This window comes from Actinacidiphila guanduensis, assembly GCF_900103985.1.
Classification (GTDB): Bacteria; Actinomycetota; Actinomycetes; order Streptomycetales; family Streptomycetaceae; genus Actinacidiphila; species Actinacidiphila guanduensis.
In genome coordinates, this window is the sequence record NZ_FNIE01000011.1 from 58,527 (window position 1) to 72,639 (window position 14,113).

The window sequence follows — 14,113 nt, forward strand, 5'->3', positions numbered from 1 at the left end:
CCTCGGTCCGCACGTCGGGACGTATCTCACAGTGCCCTCCCCCTGCCCCTGTCCACCAGCGGAAACGGCCCGCGCGTGGGAGTGCCCGGGGTGGTGCGGGGGTGGCGTGAGTGACGCTTTCGGTCGCCTTGGAACAGTGGGTATTCAGAGCCGGTCAGCGACGGGTGGCGCAGAGCACGAAGTTCACCGACCGCTCCCGCTCGGCCCATTCGGCGTCCAGTTCGACCGACTGCACCAACGAGCGGTCGACGTCGTAACCACCCTCCTCCAGCGCCCGGGTGAGGGCCTCGGCCTCGTCGCGGATGGCGGCCGCGGCGAGGATGCGCTCGGGGCGGCGGGCGGCGGCCGCGGCGGCGACCTCAGGGTCGGCCGGGCCGATCCGGACCACGTCGGGTTCCGGCAGGTCCTCCAGGACGGCGGGCGCGGTGCCGTGCACCACCTGGATCTGGACGCCGACCCGGCGGGCGGTCGCGCGCACCCAGTCGCAGGCGTCGGCGTCGCTGTCCACGGCGATGACGGCCGCGCCGAAGCGGGCCGCCTCCACCGCGAGCGAGCCGTCGGCGGCGCCGATGTCCCACACCAGGTCGCCGCTGCGCGGGCCGAGCCGGGCCAGTTGCAGCGCCCGCACCTGGGCGGGCAGGTGGCCGCCGTACTCCGCGGCGGGCAGCGCCCAGCCGCGGACCGGGCCGGGGAAGCCGGGGTCGCGTCCGGCGATCCAGCCGCCGCGCGACTGGGTGGCGGGGGCACCGGGCCCGGCCACGCCGGGCGAGCCGGAGGTGATGCCGCCGACCACGAGGACGACGTTGGGGTCGCGCCATATGTGGTCGGCGACCTTGTCCGAGGTGAGCACGGTGACCTGCTCCTGCTCGGTGCCCAGCGCCTCGCAGATGACGAAGGTGCGGTGCACTCCGGTGAGCAGCAGGGCGAGTTCGGCCGGCCCGGCGCCGGGCGCGGTCAGCACGGCGACCTTCGGGTAGGCGCGGCAGACGTTGACCGCGCGGCGCAGGGTGCGGCTGGTGGCGAGCACCACGCGGGCGTCGTCCCAGGGCATGCCGGCCCGGGCGAAGGCGCGGGCGACGACGGAGACGGCGGGGACGACCTCGACCTCCAGGCCGAGTTCGGGGGCGCGCAGGGCGCGCACCACGCCGAAGAAGCCGGGGTCGCCGTCGGCGAGGACGACGGCGGTGCCGCGGTGGGCGGCGATCCGCCGGGCGGCGATGTCGATGCTGCCGAGGACGATCCGCTCGGCGGTGGCGGGCACTTCGGGCAGCGCCAGGTGGTGTCTCGTCCCGGCCACGAGGGTGGCGGCGCCGAGTGCGGCCCGTGCTGCTCCGGACGGGGGTGAGCCGTCCCATCCGATCACGGTGACCCGGTCGGCCATCGTCGTCTGCCTCCAAGGCGTGTGAGCGTCCCGGGGAAGAACCCTAACCCGGTCCGGGCGGGGCGGCGGGCCCCGGTGGGAAGCCGGGCCGGTGCCTGTCGGGTGCCCGTCGGGTGCCGGTCAGCGCCAGTCGGCGAAGGCGGTGTAGTCGTCGGCGTAGCTGCGCTCGCTGCCGGCGCCCGCGGTGCCGCCGCCCTCCTCCAGGTCCTCCGGGAGCAGGCTCCACACCAGCAGGTCGGTGCGGGTCTCGGTCCACGGCGCCGCGGGGTCGGCGCCTTCGGGGCGGGTACGGACGATACCCGCGCCGCGCAGCACGCCCTCGCTGACGCAACCGATCTTCTGGGCCACCTGCTGGGAGGCGGTGTTGTCGGCGGCGGTGCGCAACTCCACCCGCTCGAAGCCCTGTTCGCGGAAGAGCCAGCGGCACAGGGCGAGGGTCGACTCGCAGGCGTAGCCCTCGCCGCGGGCCCAGGCGGCGGTCAGGTAGCCGGCCTCGGTGCCGCGGATGCGCCAGTCGGTGTGCTGGAGGGTGACGGTGCCGACCAGCCGCTGGGTGAGCATCTCGGTGACGGCGAGCACCAGTCCGCGGCCGTGGGCGCGTTCGGCCGGGGCGTAGCGGTGGACGAAGTCGGCCGCGTCGGCGGCGGTGTAGGGGTACGGCACGCCCGTCCACGCGGTGACCAGCTCGTCGTTCATCATCTCCACGAGCTCGGGGATGTCCTCCGCCTCGTACGGGCGCAGCACCAGCCGCTCCGTACTGAGGGAGATGTCCGGGAAGGTGGCGGTCATTCGTGCTCCGTAACCAGGGCATGGGTGGGCGCGGGTGGATGGACCAGCATGCAGCATCGGGCCGCGGGGCCCCGTGGCAGGGGGTGGCAGAGCGGTGGCGGGCGGTGTGCGCCAGGGCCCTGCCGGGGCCGGCTCGGGGCGGGTGCGGGGCGGGTCTCACTACGGGTCGCGGTACGGGGTCGGTACGGTTCGCGATACAGGTCGCGGTACGGTCTCAGTGGCGAACTCCCTTCCAGGGTAGGCGGAATCGGGCGTCCTGCCGTTCGGCTGCGGTATCCGCGGACGTCATCTGCTCCTGATCCGATCCTGCTACCGTCTGCCCGCGTGAGTGTGCACCACGCAGCAGGACTCGGTTACCAACGGGCCGCGGGGGCCTACGAGCGCTCCCGGCCGTCCTATCCGCTGGCCGCGCTGGCCGACCTCGCGGACGCGCTGCCGCTCCAGGCGGGCCGCACCGTGGTGGACCTGGGGGCGGGGACGGGCAAGTTCACCCGCCTGCTGGCGCTGACCGGTGCCGAGGTGCTGGCGGTGGAGCCGGTGACGGCGATGCGCGAGCGGTTGGCCGAACTGCTGCCGCAGGTGGCGGTGTCGGCGGGGACGGCGGAGGACAGCGGGCTGCCGGACCGGTGCGCGGACGCGGTGGTGGCGGCGCAGGCGTGGCACTGGTTCGACCCGGACGCGGCGCTCGCCGAGGTGGAGCGGCTGCTGCGGCCGGGCGGTGCGCTGGTGCTGGTGTGGAACACCTATGACACGTCGGTGCCGTGGGTGCGCGACTACCAGGACATCTATTTCCGGCTGGCGCCGCGGGACCTGCCGAGCCCGCCGCTGCCGGCCCGCCCCGGCGGGGGGAGCCCGGCGGACGAGTCGCACGGCCCGCAGGGCGCCGCCGACCGGTGGCGGAAGGTCTTCGCGGGCCGCCCGGGGTGGGGTGCGATCAGCGAGCGGCACTGGCCCAACCCGCACTCGACGACGGTGGCCGACGTGGTGGAGCGCATGATGTCCTCCAGCCACATCGCCGTGCTGGACCCGCAGGCCCAGGCGCGGGTCCGCGGGGAGGTGGCCGCGGTGCTCGGGGCGCATGACGCGACCCGGGGCAGCGGCGCGATCGAGATGCCGTACACCACGGACGTGTACTGGGTGCGCTACGGCGGCTGAGCCGGCCCGCCGCCGGTCCGTACCAAGCCCACGGCGAGCAGCCGGGGAGCCGGCGGGGAGCGCCCGCAAGAGCGTCGCCGGGGCGCCGCCCGGAGCGCGCGGGGGCGGGGGAAGCGGGGGTGCGCGCGCGTAATACAGTCGTCGCATGCTGGACTGGGCCGTCATCTCCGTCACCGTGCTCGCGCTGCTGCTGGCGGCGTGGTGCGGCTGGGCCGCGTACCGGGACTCGCCGACCAAGGACAAGCACTTCGTCGGCATGGCCGTGGTGACACTGGCGGTGCTCGTGCAGTTCGTGGTGGCGGTGGCGCAGCTGATCCGCGGCGACCGCCCCGACGGCGGGATGGCGGTCTTCCTGGCCTATCTGGTCGGGGCGCTGTGCACGATCCCGGCCGCGGCGGCGATGTCGCTGGTGGAGCGGACCCGGTGGGGCTCGGCGATCGTGGCGGCCGGCGGCGTCATCCTGGCGGTACTGGAGCTGCGGCTGCACGAGGTCTGGGGGGCCGGCCATGGCTGAGGAGTCCGCGCGGTCCCCGCATCCGCAGCCGCGACCCCCGCACCCGGCGGAACCGCACGCCCCAGGCGAGACGACGAAAGGCACGGACCCCCACGTGAGCGCAGCGCAGAAGGCACCGGACGCCCCGCCGGCCCCCGCGGACGGTACGGCGCCGCAGGCGGAGGCCGGCCGGATCGGCACCGGGCCCGGGCGGCTGCTGCTGTCGCTGTACGGGGTGTTCACGGTGGCCGCGCTGTCCCGGTCGATCGTGCAGCTGAGCACGAAGTTCCACGAGGCGCCGCTGGCCTACGTGCTGTCGGGGGTGGCCGGCGTGGTCTACGCGGTGATCACCTTCGCACTGTGGCGGGGCGGCGAGGCGGCCCGCAAGGTGGCGCTGGTGTCCTGCTCGGCGGAGCTGGTCGGCGTGGTGACGGTGGGCATCCTCACCATCGTGGACAGCTCGGCCTTCCCGGACCAGACGGTGTGGTCGGACTTCGGCATCGGCTATGTCTTCCTGCCGGTGCTGCTGCCCGTGTCCGGCCTGCTGTGGCTGCGCCGCTCCGCCCGGTCCGGGCGGGAGGCGCTGCCGCAGCAGGCCGGCGGGGAGTGAACCGCGGTACCGGGGTTCGCGGGTACGCCGATGTACGCCGCGGTGCGTCGCGGTGCGTCGGGCCGCTAGGCCGTGGCGGCGTAGCTCGTCTCGTCCGCCCCACGGGTGGCCGGCTTCTCCATGTGCACCAGGCTGAGCCGGCGGGTGACCGGCTCGGCGGCGCCCACCTGCTCGTAGCCGAGCTTGCGGTACATCCGCAGGTTGACCTGGCTGCGGTGGCCGGTGAACAGCCGGTACCGCTTGGCCTCGGCCTCGGCGGCGAGCCGGCCCTCGAGGGCGGCGAGCAGCCGCCCGCCCAGGCCGTGCCGCTGCAGCCGCGGGTGGACTATCAGCTTGCCGATCCGGGCGGTGCCGTCGTCGTCGACGGCGCCGCGGACGGAACCGACCACCTCCTCGCCGAGCCGCGCCACCAGGACGATGCCGCCCGCGAGTTCGGCGCGCAGCTCGTCCAGGGTCTGGGTCAGCGGCTCGATGGTGTAGTCGCCGTACAGTTCGGCTTCGCCCTGGTAGCACAGGTATTGGAGCTTCAGGATCCGCTCGGCGTCGCCGTCGTCCGCCGTGGAGATGGTCACGCTCATGCCCATTCGCGCAGGCCCCTTCCATGTGCGTCCGGGCGCTGGAGGGTGAGGGTGGCGCCCGGTACGTGTGGGTGAGCGGAGTTCATGCGGATGTACGCCGCCTCCGCTGGCGCCGATGATCGCACAGTCACTCCCACCGGGTCCCGCGGATGCGTCGCCCGTCACAGTGCCGCCGGGCACACCACCGCCACCCGGCGCCGTCCACTGTTTACCGTGCATTACCCCGTCCCACCGGGTATCCAACCCTCGAATTCAGGATCGGCCGAACCCTTGCGGCGGGCAGGCGAGTTGGCAAAGTCACACCGGGCGGCGGGGCCGGCGGCCGTTGGGGCGCGCCCTACGGGCCGGTAGGCTGACGAGCAGGTCGATGCTTGGTTCGCGTACGAGCCCGGAGGGTCCGTTGTCCCGGTTGCTGTCCCGGATGTCCCGCAGCGTGCTGAAGGTGATCCTTCTGGTGCTGATGCGCGTGCTGTACCGCCCGGTGGTCGAGGGCGTGGAGCACATCCCGGACGAGGGCCCGGTCATCCTGGCGGGCAACCACGTGACGTTCATCGACTCGCTCTTCCTGTCCCTGGTGGTGCGCCGCCAGGTCTACTTCATCGGCAAGGACGAGTACGTCACCGGCAAGGGCGTCAAGGGCCGCGTCATGGCCTGGTTCTTCACCACCTGCGGCATGATCCCGGTGGACCGGGACGGCGGGCACGGCGGCGTGGCCGCGCTGATGACGGGCCGCCGGATCCTGGAGGAGGGCCGGATCTTCGGCATCTACCCCGAGGGCACCCGCTCCCCCGACGGCCGGCTCTACCGCGGCCGCACCGGCATCGCCCGGCTCGCCCTGATGACCGGCGCCCCGGTCGTCCCGTTCGCGATGATCGGCACCGACAAGGTCCAGCCGGGCGGGCGCGGCATGCCCCGGATCGCCCCGGTCACCGTCCGGTTCGGCCAGCCGCTGGAGTTCGCCCGCTACGAGGGCATGGACCGCGACCGCTACGTGCTGCGCGCCGTCACCGACGAGGTGATGTCCCACGTGATGCACCTGGGCGGCCAGGAGTACGTCGACATCTACGCCACCAAGGCCAAGGCCGCCTGAGGCCCCGGTCCGCGACGGCCCGGCTCGCCAACGCCCCTGCCGTGTCCCCTCGTTGACCGCTACGCTCGCGGGCGGGCGGAACTGACGGCACCGGCCGGGGCGTCAGTTCCCGGTGACGGGAGCGACGCTGAGGGGGGTCCGAGGTGGGCGTGGGGCGCAGGAGGGCGTGGCCGGTCATCGCGGTGATGGTCGCCGCCGCGGTGCTGGGCGGGTGCGCCGCAGGAGGGCCCGGTCCGGACCGGACCAGGCCGACGGAAGCACGGACGCAGTCGGCCGTGCGGGACGGGGCGCCGTCCCAGGCGGACGACCGATCCTGCCACCCGCTGGAGAGCTACCGCCCGCGCGGCGCGTTACCGCAGCCCGGGCACATGTTGGCGGGTTCCACCATGGCGGCCATCGTCAAGCGCGGCCGGCTGATCGCCGGTGTGGACCAGAACTCCTACCTCTTCGGCTACCGCGACCCGCTCACCGGCCGGCTGGACGGCTTGGAGATCGAACTGCTCAGGCGCATCTCCACCGCCCTGTTCGGCAGTCCGGACCGCATCCAGTTCAAGACGATCTCCTCCAACGCGCGCCTGACCGTCCTGAACCCCAGGAAGCCCTCGGTCGACATCGTCATCGACTCGATGACCATCAACTGCGACCGCTGGAAGAAGGTGGCCTTCTCCACCGACTACATGGACGCCGGCCAGCGGGTCCTGGTGCCCAGGTCCTCGCCGGCGAAGTCGATCGACGACCTGGGCGGCAAGCGGGTGTGCGCGGCCTCGGGCACCACCTCGATCGACACGCTCAGGTCGCTGCGCAGGCACCCGGTCGTCCCGGTGGCGGTCAAGGACTGGACGGACTGCCTGATGCTGATGCAGCTCGGGCGGGTGGACGCGGTCTCCACCGACGACACGATCCTGATCGGCCTTGCCGCGCAGGACCCGAACACCCACCTGGTGGGCCCGCGTTTCACCCGGGAGCCGCACGGCATCGCCATGCGCAAGGACCAGACGGACTTCGTGCGGTTCGTCAACGGCGTGCTGGAGCAGATGCGGCAGGACGGCTCGCTCACCAGGCTGGCGCAGCACTGGCTCGGCGCCGACAGCGCGTCCTTCGTCCCGCCGCCGAGCCCCTCCTACAAGCCGGAGTGAGCCCGCCCGGGTCGCCGGCAGGCGGACCCGGGCCGCGGCGCTTCGACGCCCCCTACGCGGTGCGGGGGGAGGTGCCCGACTTCGCGGTGGCCCAGGCGTGCTGGACGGCCAGATCGGCCTTCACCTCGGCGAGTTGGACGGCGACGGCCGAAGGGGCGGTGCCGCCGCGGCCGTTGCGGGCGGCCAGCGCGCCGTGCACGTCGAGGACTTCGCGCACCTGCGGGGTGAGGTCCGCGGAGATCTTCGCGAACTGCTCGTCGGTGAGCTGGTGCAGCTCGATGCCCTCGGCCTCGCACACCTTGACGCACTCCCCGGCGACCTCGTGCGCGACCCGGAACGGCACGCCCTTGCGGACCAGCCACTCGGCGATGTCGGTGGCGAGCGAGAAGCCGGCCGGCGCCAGTTCCTCCAGCCGCTCGCGGTGCACGGTGAGGGTGGCAAGCATGCCGGTGAACGCCGGGAGCAGCAGCTCCAGTTGGTCGCAGGAGTCGAAGACGGGCTCCTTGTCCTCCTGCAGGTCGCGGTTGTAGGCGAGCGGCAGTGCCTTGAGGGTGGCCATCAGGCCGGTGAGGTTGCCGATCAGCCGCCCGGACTTGCCGCGGGCCAGTTCGGCGATGTCGGGGTTCTTCTTCTGCGGCATGATCGAGGAGCCGGTGGAGAAGGCGTCGTGGAGGGTGACGAAGGAGAACTCCTTCGTGTTCCAGATGATGATCTCCTCGGCGATCCGCGAGACGTTGACGCCGATCATCGCGGTGACGAAGGCGAACTCGGCGACGAAGTCGCGGGCGGCGGTGCCGTCGATGGAGTTGCCCGCGCTGCCGCGCTCGAAGCCGAGGTCGCGGGCGACGGCCTCGGGGTCCAGGCCGAGCGAGGAGCCTGCCAGGGCGCCGGAGCCGTAGGGCGAGACGGCCGTGCGCTCGTCCCACTGGCGCAGCCGCTCGGCGTCCCGGGACAGGGCCTGGGCGTGGGCGAGGACGTGGTGGGCGAAGAGCACCGGCTGGGCGTGCTGGAGGTGGGTGCGGCCGGGCATCGCGGTGTCGGGGTGCGCCTCGGCGAGGCCGACCAGCGCGTCCTGCAGGTCGGCGATGAGGCCGCCGATGATGCGGGCGTGGTCGCGCAGGTACATCCGGAAGAGGGTGGCGACCTGGTCGTTGCGGGAGCGGCCGGCCCGCAGCTTGCCGCCGAGGTCGGGGCCGAGCCGCTCCAGCAGGCCGCGCTCCAGGGCGGTGTGGACGTCCTCGTCGGCGAGGGTGCCGCGGAAGGCGCCCGAGGCGACGTCGGCCTCCAGGGCGTCGAGTCCGGCGATCATGCGGGACAGTTCGTCGGCGGTCAGCAGCCCGGCGGCGTGCAGCACCCGGGCGTGGGCGCGGGAGCCGGCGATGTCGTAGGGCGCGAGGCGGAAGTCGAAGTGGACGGAGGCCGAGAGCTTCTCCAGGGCCGCGGAGGGGCCGTCGGCGAACCGGCCGCCCCAGAGCTTGACGTCCTGGCCGGCGCTGTCGGTCTGCTTGCCGTGCTCGTTGCTGGTCACAGTGCGGTGCCCCTCATGGCGGCGGTGGTGATGTATTCCGTGATTGGCATAAGTATGCAGACATCGGTATGCCCCGTCAAAGCAGTCGGCCCGGCCGCGTCACCCCGCGCGTCACCACATGTCACCCGACCGCCTCGCCAGCCGTGTCATCCGGCCCGGAACCGCCGCTACTCGCCCTGCGCCAGCCGCAGCAGGTGGTCGGCGACCTTCTGGCCGCCCGCCGGGTCCCGGCTGATCAGCACCACCGTGTCGTCGCCGGCGAGCGTGCCCAGGATGTCGTAGACCTCGGCCTGGTCGATCGCCGAGGCGAGGAACTGCGCGGCGCCCGGCGGGGTGCGCACCACCACCAGGTTCGCCGACGCCTCGGCGGAGATCAGCAGCTCGCCGGCGAGCCGCCGCATCCGCTCCTCCTTGACCGACTCCCCCAGCGGCGCCTGCGGCACCCGGAAGCCGCCCTCGGAGGGCACCGCGTAGATCAGCTCGCCGTCGTTGGTGCGGATCTTCACCGCGCCCAGCTCGTCCAGGTCCCGGCTGAGCGTCGCCTGGGTGACGCTCAGCCCGTCGTCGGCGAGCAGCTTGGCCAGCTGGCTCTGCGACCGCACGGGCTGCCGGCCGAGGATGTCGACGATCCTTCGGTGGCGTGCGGTGCGGGTGTGCGGGACGGCCTGTCCCGCGCCCTGCGCGTGCGGATCGGTCATCGGGTGCGGGTCTCCGTCAGTGTGCGGGTCGGTCGGGGTGTGCGGCCCGGTGGACCTGGTCGAGGACGCCGGGCAGCGCGTGCAGCAGGGCGTCGGTGTCGGCGTCGGCGACGACCAGCGGCGGCGCGAGCCGCACCGTGTCCGGCACGGCCGCGTTCACCAGGAACCCGGCGTCCTGAGCCGCTTTCTGGACCTGTCCCGACAGCGGCTCGGTGAGCACGATACCGATCAGCAGGCCCGCGCCGCGGACGTGGTCGACCAGGGGGTGTCGCAGCTCCTCGATCCCCTTGCGCAGCTTCTCGCCCTGCTGCGCCACGTGGTCCAGCAGACCCTCGCTCTCGATGGTCTCCAGGACCGCGAGCGCGGCCGCGCACGAGACGGGGTTGCCGCCGAAGGTGCTGCCGTGGCTGCCCGGGGTCATCAGCTCCGCGGCCGGCCCGAAGGCGAGCACGGCGCCGATCGGCAGCCCGCCGCCCAGCCCCTTGGCGAGCGTGACGACGTCCGCTTCGACGCCCTGCGCCAGGCTCTCCAGCCAGTGCCCGGTGCGGCCGATGCCGGTCTGGATCTCGTCCAGCACCAGCAGGGTGCCGGTGGCCGCGGTGATCTCGCGGGCCGCCGCCAGGTAGCCGGCCGGCGGCACCACCACGCCGTTCTCGCCCTGGATCGGCTCCAGCACCACCGCCGCGGTCTGCTCGGTGACCACCGCCCGCAGCGCGTCCGCGTCGCCGAAGGGCACGAACTCCACGCCGCCGGGCAGCGGTTCGAATGCGGTCCGCTTGGCCGGCTGCCCGGTCAGGGCGAGCGCGCCCATCGTCCGGCCGTGGAAGGCGCCCTCGGTGGCGACGACATGGCGGCGACCGGTCAGTCGGGTGATCTTGAACGCGGCCTCGTTCGCCTCGGCGCCCGAGTTGCCGAAGAACACCCGGCCCGGCCGCCCGGCGATGCTGAGCAGCTTCTCGGCGAGCCGCACCGTGGGCTCGGCGATGAAGTGGTTGGAGACGTGGCCGAGCGAGCCGACCTGGCGGGTGACGGCCTCGACGATCGCGGGGTGCGCGGTGCCGAGCGAGTTGGTGGCGACCCCGCCGAGGAAGTCGAGGTAGGTGTTGCCGTCGGCGTCCCAGAAGCGGGCGCCCTCGCCGCGGACCAGGGGCAGCCGGGGCAGCCCGTAGGTGTCCATCAGCGCGCCCTGCCAGCGCTGGGCGTACTCCGCGTTCCCGGTCGCGTTCCTGCTCACTGGGCCGTCCCTTCCGTCTCGCCGTTCTCCGTGGGGCCTGCCGGGGGCTCGGGGTCGGGCACCACCATGGTGCCCACCCCCTCGTCGGTGAAGATCTCCAGCAGGATCGAGTGCCGTACCCGCCCGTCGATCACCCGGGCGGTGGTCACGCCGTTGCGCACCGCGTGCAGGCAGCCCTGCATCTTGGGCACCATGCCGCTGGACAGCTCCGGCAGCAGCTTCTCCAGCTCGCTCGCGGTGAGCCGGCTGATCACCTCGTCGCTGTTGGGCCAGTCCTCGTACAGGCCCTCGACGTCGGTGAGGACCATCAGCGTCTCGGCGCCGAGCGCGGCGGCCAGCGCGGCGGCCGCGGTGTCGGCGTTGACGTTGTAGATGTGGCCGTCGTCGTGGGCGCGGGCGATCGAGGAGACCACCGGGATGCGGCCGTCCGCCAGCAGCGCCTCGATGGCGCCGGTGTCGATGGCGGTGATCTCGCCGACCCGGCCGATGTCGACCGGTTCGCCGTCGATCCGCGGGTAGTGCTTGACGGCGCTGATGGTGTGGGCGTCCTCGCCGGTCAGGCCGACCGCGAGCGGGCCGTGCTGGTTGAGCAGGCCCACCAGTTCGCGCTGCACCTGCCCGGCGAGCACCATCCGGACCACGTCCATCGCCTCGGGCGTGGTCACCCGCAGGCCGGCCTTGAACTCGCTGACCAGGCCGTGCCGGTCGAGGGCCGCGTTGATCTGCGGCCCGCCGCCGTGCACGACCACCGGCTTGAGCCCGGCGTGCCGCAGGAACACCACGTCCTGGGCGAAGGCGGCCTTCAGCTCCTCGTCCACCATGGCGTTGCCGCCGAACTTCACCACGACGACCTTGCCGTTGTGGCGGGTCAGCCACGGCAGGGCCTCGATCAGCACGCCCGCCTTGAGCAGGGCGGTCTCCTTGCGCGACGGCACTCCGGGCGTCCCGGGCCGCAGGTCGGCGGCGGTCACGAGCTGTACGCGCTGTTCTCGTGGACGTAGTCGGCCGTCAGGTCGTTGGTCCAGATCACGGCCGACGCCTCCCCCGCGGCGAGGTCGGCGGTGATGGTGATCTCCCGGTAGCGCATGTCGACCAGGTCGCGGTCCTCGCCGACCGAGCCGCCCCGGCACACCCACACGCCGTTGATGGCGACGTCGATCGCGTCGGGCTCGAAGACCGCCGAGGTGGTGCCGATCGCGGACAGCACCCGGCCCCAGTTGGGGTCCTCACCGTGCAGGGCGCACTTGAGGAGGTTGTTGCGGGCGATGGAGCGGCCGACCTCCAGGGCGTCGTCCTCGCTGGCGGCGTGCACGACCTCGATCCTGATGTCCTTGCTGGCGCCCTCGGCGTCGCCGATCAGCTGCCGGGCCAGGTCGTCGCAGACCGCGCGGACCGCGTCGGCGAACTCGCCGTACTCGGGCACGGTGCCGCTGGCGCCGGAGGCGAGCAGCAGCACGGTGTCATTGGTGGACATGCAGCCGTCGGAGTCGATCCGGTCGAAGGTCTGCCGGGTGGCGTCGCGCAGCGCCTTGTCCAGGGTGCCCGCGTCCGCGTCGGCGTCGGTGGTGAGCACCACGAGCATCGTGGCCAGGCCCGGCGCGAGCATGCCGGCGCCCTTGGCCATGCCGCCCACCGTCCAGCCGGCCGGGCTGGTGACCACGGCGGTCTTGTGGACGGTGTCGGTGGTCTTGATGGCGATGGCGGCCTTCTCGCCGCCGTGCTCGGACAGTTCGGCGGCCGCGGCCTCCACGCCGGGCAGCAGCTTGTCCATCGGCAGCAGCACACCGATCAGGCCGGTGGAGGCCACGGCGACCTCACCGGCGCTGTGGCCGAGCACCTCGGCGGCCTTCTCGGCGGTGGCGTGCGTGTCCTGGAAGCCCTTGGGGCCGGTGCAGGCGTTGGCGCCGCCGGAGTTGAGGACGACCGCGGTGACCGCGCCGCCCTTGAGCACCTGCTCCGACCAGAGCACGGGCGCGGCCTTCACGCGGTTGGAGGTGAAGACGCCGGCGGCGGCGCGGCGGGGCCCGGTGTTGACCACGAGGGCCAGGTCCGGGTTGCCGTTCGCCTTGATCCCCGCGGCCACTCCGGCCGCGGTGAATCCCTTGGGTGCCGTGACACTCACTGCGTCTCCCTGTCGTCTGCCCGGTGGGCGTCCCGCGTGTCCCGTGCGCCCGGGACGCCCTGTGCGTGCTCTGCGTGCTGGGTGTGCTGCGCGTGCGGCGCCGGCCGGCTCTGCTGCGTCCGCCGGTCCCGCGCACCGCCGCGGCCCCTGCCCGCGATCACCGCGGTGTATGCCGACCTCCTCGCAGCCAGCCCCGCGGCCCTTGCCGCGGCACCTGCCGCCCTGAGCCCGCCGCGGGCCGTCACGGCGCCACGCCGATCGCGGACAGGCCCGTCGTCTCGGGCAGGCCGAGAGCGATGTTCATGCTCTGCAGGGCGCCGCCGGCGGTGCCCTTGGCGAGGTTGTCGATGGCGCCGATCGCGATCACCCGGCCGGCGGCCTCGTCGTAGGCGACCTGGAGGTGCACGGCGTTGGAGCCGTAGACCGAGGCGGTGGCCGGCCACTGGCCCTCGGGCAGCAGGTGGACGAAGGGCTCGTCGGCGTACGCCTTCTCGTAGGCGGCGCGCACCTCGGCGGCGCCGACGCCGGGCCGGGCCTTGGCGCTGCACGTGGCGAGGATGCCGCGCGGCATGGGGGCCAGGGTGGGGGTGAAGGAGACGGTGACCTTCTCGCCCGCGACCTCGCTGAGATTCTGCACGATCTCGGGGGTGTGCCGGTGGCCGCCGCCGACGCCGTAGGGCGTCATGGAGCCCATCACCTCCGAGCCGAGCAGGTGCGGCTTGGGCGCCTTGCCCGCGCCGGAGGTGCCCGAGGCGGCGACGATCACGGCGTCGGGCTCGGCGAGGGCGCCGGCGTAGGCCGGGGCGAGGGCGAGCGAGACGGCCGTGGGGTAGCAGCCCGGGACGGCGATCCGCTTGGTCCCCGCCAGCGCGGCGCGGGCGCCGGGCAGCTCGGGCAGGCCGTACGGCCACGTGCCGGCGTGCGGCGAGCCGTAGAAGCGCTCCCAGTCGGCGGCGTCGCGCAGCCGGAAGTCGGCGCCCATGTCCACCACGAGCACGTCGCCGCCCAGCTGCTCGGCGACCGCGGCGGACTGCCCGTGCGGCAGTGCGAGGAAGACGACGTCGTGCCCGGCGAGCACCTCGGCCGTGGTCTCCTGGAGCACGCGGCCGGCCAGCGGCAGCAGGTGCGGCTGGAGCGCGCCGAGCAGTTGCCCGGCGTTGCTGTTCGCGGTCACCGCGCCGATCTCGACCTCGGGGTGTCCGGCGAGCAGCCGCAGCACCTCACCCCCGGCGTACCCACTGGCTCCGGCGACCGCCACCCGCACTGCCATGGAATCCTCCTCGTAGACGGCATGACTAT

At 73.5% G+C, this 14,113-nt stretch carries 14 protein-coding genes; 5 read left to right on the forward strand and 9 right to left on the reverse strand.

Annotated features, from left to right (window positions below; translation table 11 throughout):
- Window positions 1-154: 154 nt before the first annotated feature.
- Window positions 155-1,381: a precorrin-6y C5,15-methyltransferase (decarboxylating) subunit CbiE gene (cbiE, locus tag BLR33_RS23575; protein ID WP_093786583.1), complete on the reverse strand. Its 1,227-nt coding sequence runs from the start codon at window positions 1,379-1,381 to the stop codon at window positions 155-157.
- 120 nt (window positions 1,382-1,501) lie between these two features.
- Window positions 1,502-2,170, reverse strand: a complete 669-nt coding sequence (locus BLR33_RS23580; RefSeq protein WP_093786584.1) for a GNAT family N-acetyltransferase — start codon at window positions 2,168-2,170, stop codon at window positions 1,502-1,504.
- Window positions 2,171-2,494: 324 nt separating this feature from the next.
- Here BLR33_RS23580 and BLR33_RS23585 point away from each other — a divergent pair, with 324 nt between their 5' ends.
- The 3 genes from BLR33_RS23585 (at window position 2,495) to BLR33_RS23595 (ending at window position 4,428) form a co-directional block, all read left to right on the forward strand.
- The gene (locus BLR33_RS23585) at window positions 2,495-3,325 is read left to right on the forward strand and encodes a class I SAM-dependent methyltransferase (protein ID WP_093786585.1); all 831 of its coding nucleotides are present in this window, start codon (window positions 2,495-2,497) and stop codon (window positions 3,323-3,325) included.
- Between the two features lie 145 nt (window positions 3,326-3,470).
- Window positions 3,471-3,839: a hypothetical protein gene (locus tag BLR33_RS23590; RefSeq protein ID WP_093786586.1), complete on the forward strand. Its 369-nt coding sequence runs from the start codon at window positions 3,471-3,473 to the stop codon at window positions 3,837-3,839.
- Window positions 3,840-3,933: 94 nt separating this feature from the next.
- On the forward strand, window positions 3,934-4,428 hold the full coding sequence (locus BLR33_RS23595; protein WP_407639716.1) for a hypothetical protein: 495 nt from the start codon (window positions 3,934-3,936) through the stop codon (window positions 4,426-4,428).
- Window positions 4,429-4,493: 65 nt separating this feature from the next.
- Here BLR33_RS23595 and BLR33_RS23600 read toward each other — a convergent pair whose 3' ends face one another.
- A complete protein-coding gene (locus BLR33_RS23600; protein WP_093786587.1) occupies window positions 4,494-5,012 on the reverse strand; it encodes a GNAT family N-acetyltransferase in 519 nt (172 codons plus the stop codon).
- Window positions 5,013-5,427: 415 nt separating this feature from the next.
- On the opposite strand from BLR33_RS23600, the gene BLR33_RS23605 reads away from it, so the two are divergent.
- Together BLR33_RS23605 and BLR33_RS23610 are read left to right on the forward strand one after the other, a co-directional pair.
- Window positions 5,428-6,096, forward strand: a complete 669-nt coding sequence (locus BLR33_RS23605; RefSeq protein WP_093786588.1) for a lysophospholipid acyltransferase family protein — start codon at window positions 5,428-5,430, stop codon at window positions 6,094-6,096.
- 368 nt (window positions 6,097-6,464) lie between these two features.
- Complete coding sequence (locus tag BLR33_RS23610; RefSeq protein ID WP_245771619.1) at window positions 6,465-7,232, forward strand: glutamate ABC transporter substrate-binding protein; 768 nt, start codon at window positions 6,465-6,467, stop codon at window positions 7,230-7,232.
- A gap of 52 nt (window positions 7,233-7,284) precedes the next feature.
- Here BLR33_RS23610 and argH read toward each other — a convergent pair whose 3' ends face one another.
- The 6 genes from argH to argC all read right to left on the reverse strand — a co-directional run bounded on the left by argH (window position 7,285) and on the right by argC (window position 14,084).
- The gene (gene argH / locus BLR33_RS23615; RefSeq protein WP_093786589.1) at window positions 7,285-8,760 is read right to left on the reverse strand and encodes an argininosuccinate lyase; all 1,476 of its coding nucleotides are present in this window, start codon (window positions 8,758-8,760) and stop codon (window positions 7,285-7,287) included.
- A 167-nt stretch (window positions 8,761-8,927) separates the two neighbouring features.
- Window positions 8,928-9,458: an arginine repressor gene (locus tag BLR33_RS23620; RefSeq protein ID WP_093786590.1), complete on the reverse strand. Its 531-nt coding sequence runs from the start codon at window positions 9,456-9,458 to the stop codon at window positions 8,928-8,930.
- A 16-nt stretch (window positions 9,459-9,474) separates the two neighbouring features.
- A complete protein-coding gene (locus tag BLR33_RS23625) occupies window positions 9,475-10,692 on the reverse strand; it encodes an acetylornithine transaminase (RefSeq protein ID WP_265737047.1) in 1,218 nt (405 codons plus the stop codon).
- Window positions 10,689-11,663 (reverse strand): acetylglutamate kinase, encoded by a 975-nt coding sequence (gene argB, locus BLR33_RS23630; RefSeq protein WP_245771620.1) that lies wholly within the window; start codon window positions 11,661-11,663, stop codon window positions 10,689-10,691. The genes BLR33_RS23625 and argB overlap by 4 nt, the downstream gene beginning before the upstream one ends.
- Window positions 11,660-12,814 (reverse strand): bifunctional glutamate N-acetyltransferase/amino-acid acetyltransferase ArgJ, encoded by a 1,155-nt coding sequence (gene argJ / locus BLR33_RS23635; RefSeq protein WP_093786591.1) that lies wholly within the window; start codon window positions 12,812-12,814, stop codon window positions 11,660-11,662. The genes argB and argJ overlap by 4 nt, the downstream gene beginning before the upstream one ends.
- Before the next feature lie 241 nt (window positions 12,815-13,055).
- Window positions 13,056-14,084 carry an N-acetyl-gamma-glutamyl-phosphate reductase gene (argC, locus tag BLR33_RS23640; RefSeq protein ID WP_093786592.1) on the reverse strand — a complete coding sequence of 343 codons (1,029 nt, stop codon included), beginning with the start codon at window positions 14,082-14,084 and terminating at the stop codon, window positions 13,056-13,058.
- Between the last annotated feature and the right edge of the window lie 29 nt (window positions 14,085-14,113).

Coding starts and splice junctions, on each gene's coding strand:
- BLR33_RS23605 (WP_093786588.1), top strand. CDS start 5,428: ATGTCCCGCAGCGTGCTGAAGGTGATCCTTCTGGTGCTGATGCGCGTG.
- argC (WP_093786592.1), bottom strand. CDS start 14,084: ATGGCAGTGCGGGTGGCGGTCGCCGGAGCCAGTGGGTACGCCGGGGGT.
- cbiE (WP_093786583.1), bottom strand. CDS start 1,381: ATGGCCGACCGGGTCACCGTGATCGGATGGGACGGCTCACCCCCGTCC.
- BLR33_RS23590 (WP_093786586.1), top strand. CDS start 3,471: ATGCTGGACTGGGCCGTCATCTCCGTCACCGTGCTCGCGCTGCTGCTG.
- BLR33_RS23600 (WP_093786587.1), bottom strand. CDS start 5,012: ATGGGCATGAGCGTGACCATCTCCACGGCGGACGACGGCGACGCCGAG.
- BLR33_RS23620 (WP_093786590.1), bottom strand. CDS start 9,458: ATGACCGATCCGCACGCGCAGGGCGCGGGACAGGCCGTCCCGCACACC.
- BLR33_RS23580 (WP_093786584.1), bottom strand. CDS start 2,170: ATGACCGCCACCTTCCCGGACATCTCCCTCAGTACGGAGCGGCTGGTG.
- BLR33_RS23610 (WP_245771619.1), top strand. CDS start 6,465: ATGTTGGCGGGTTCCACCATGGCGGCCATCGTCAAGCGCGGCCGGCTG.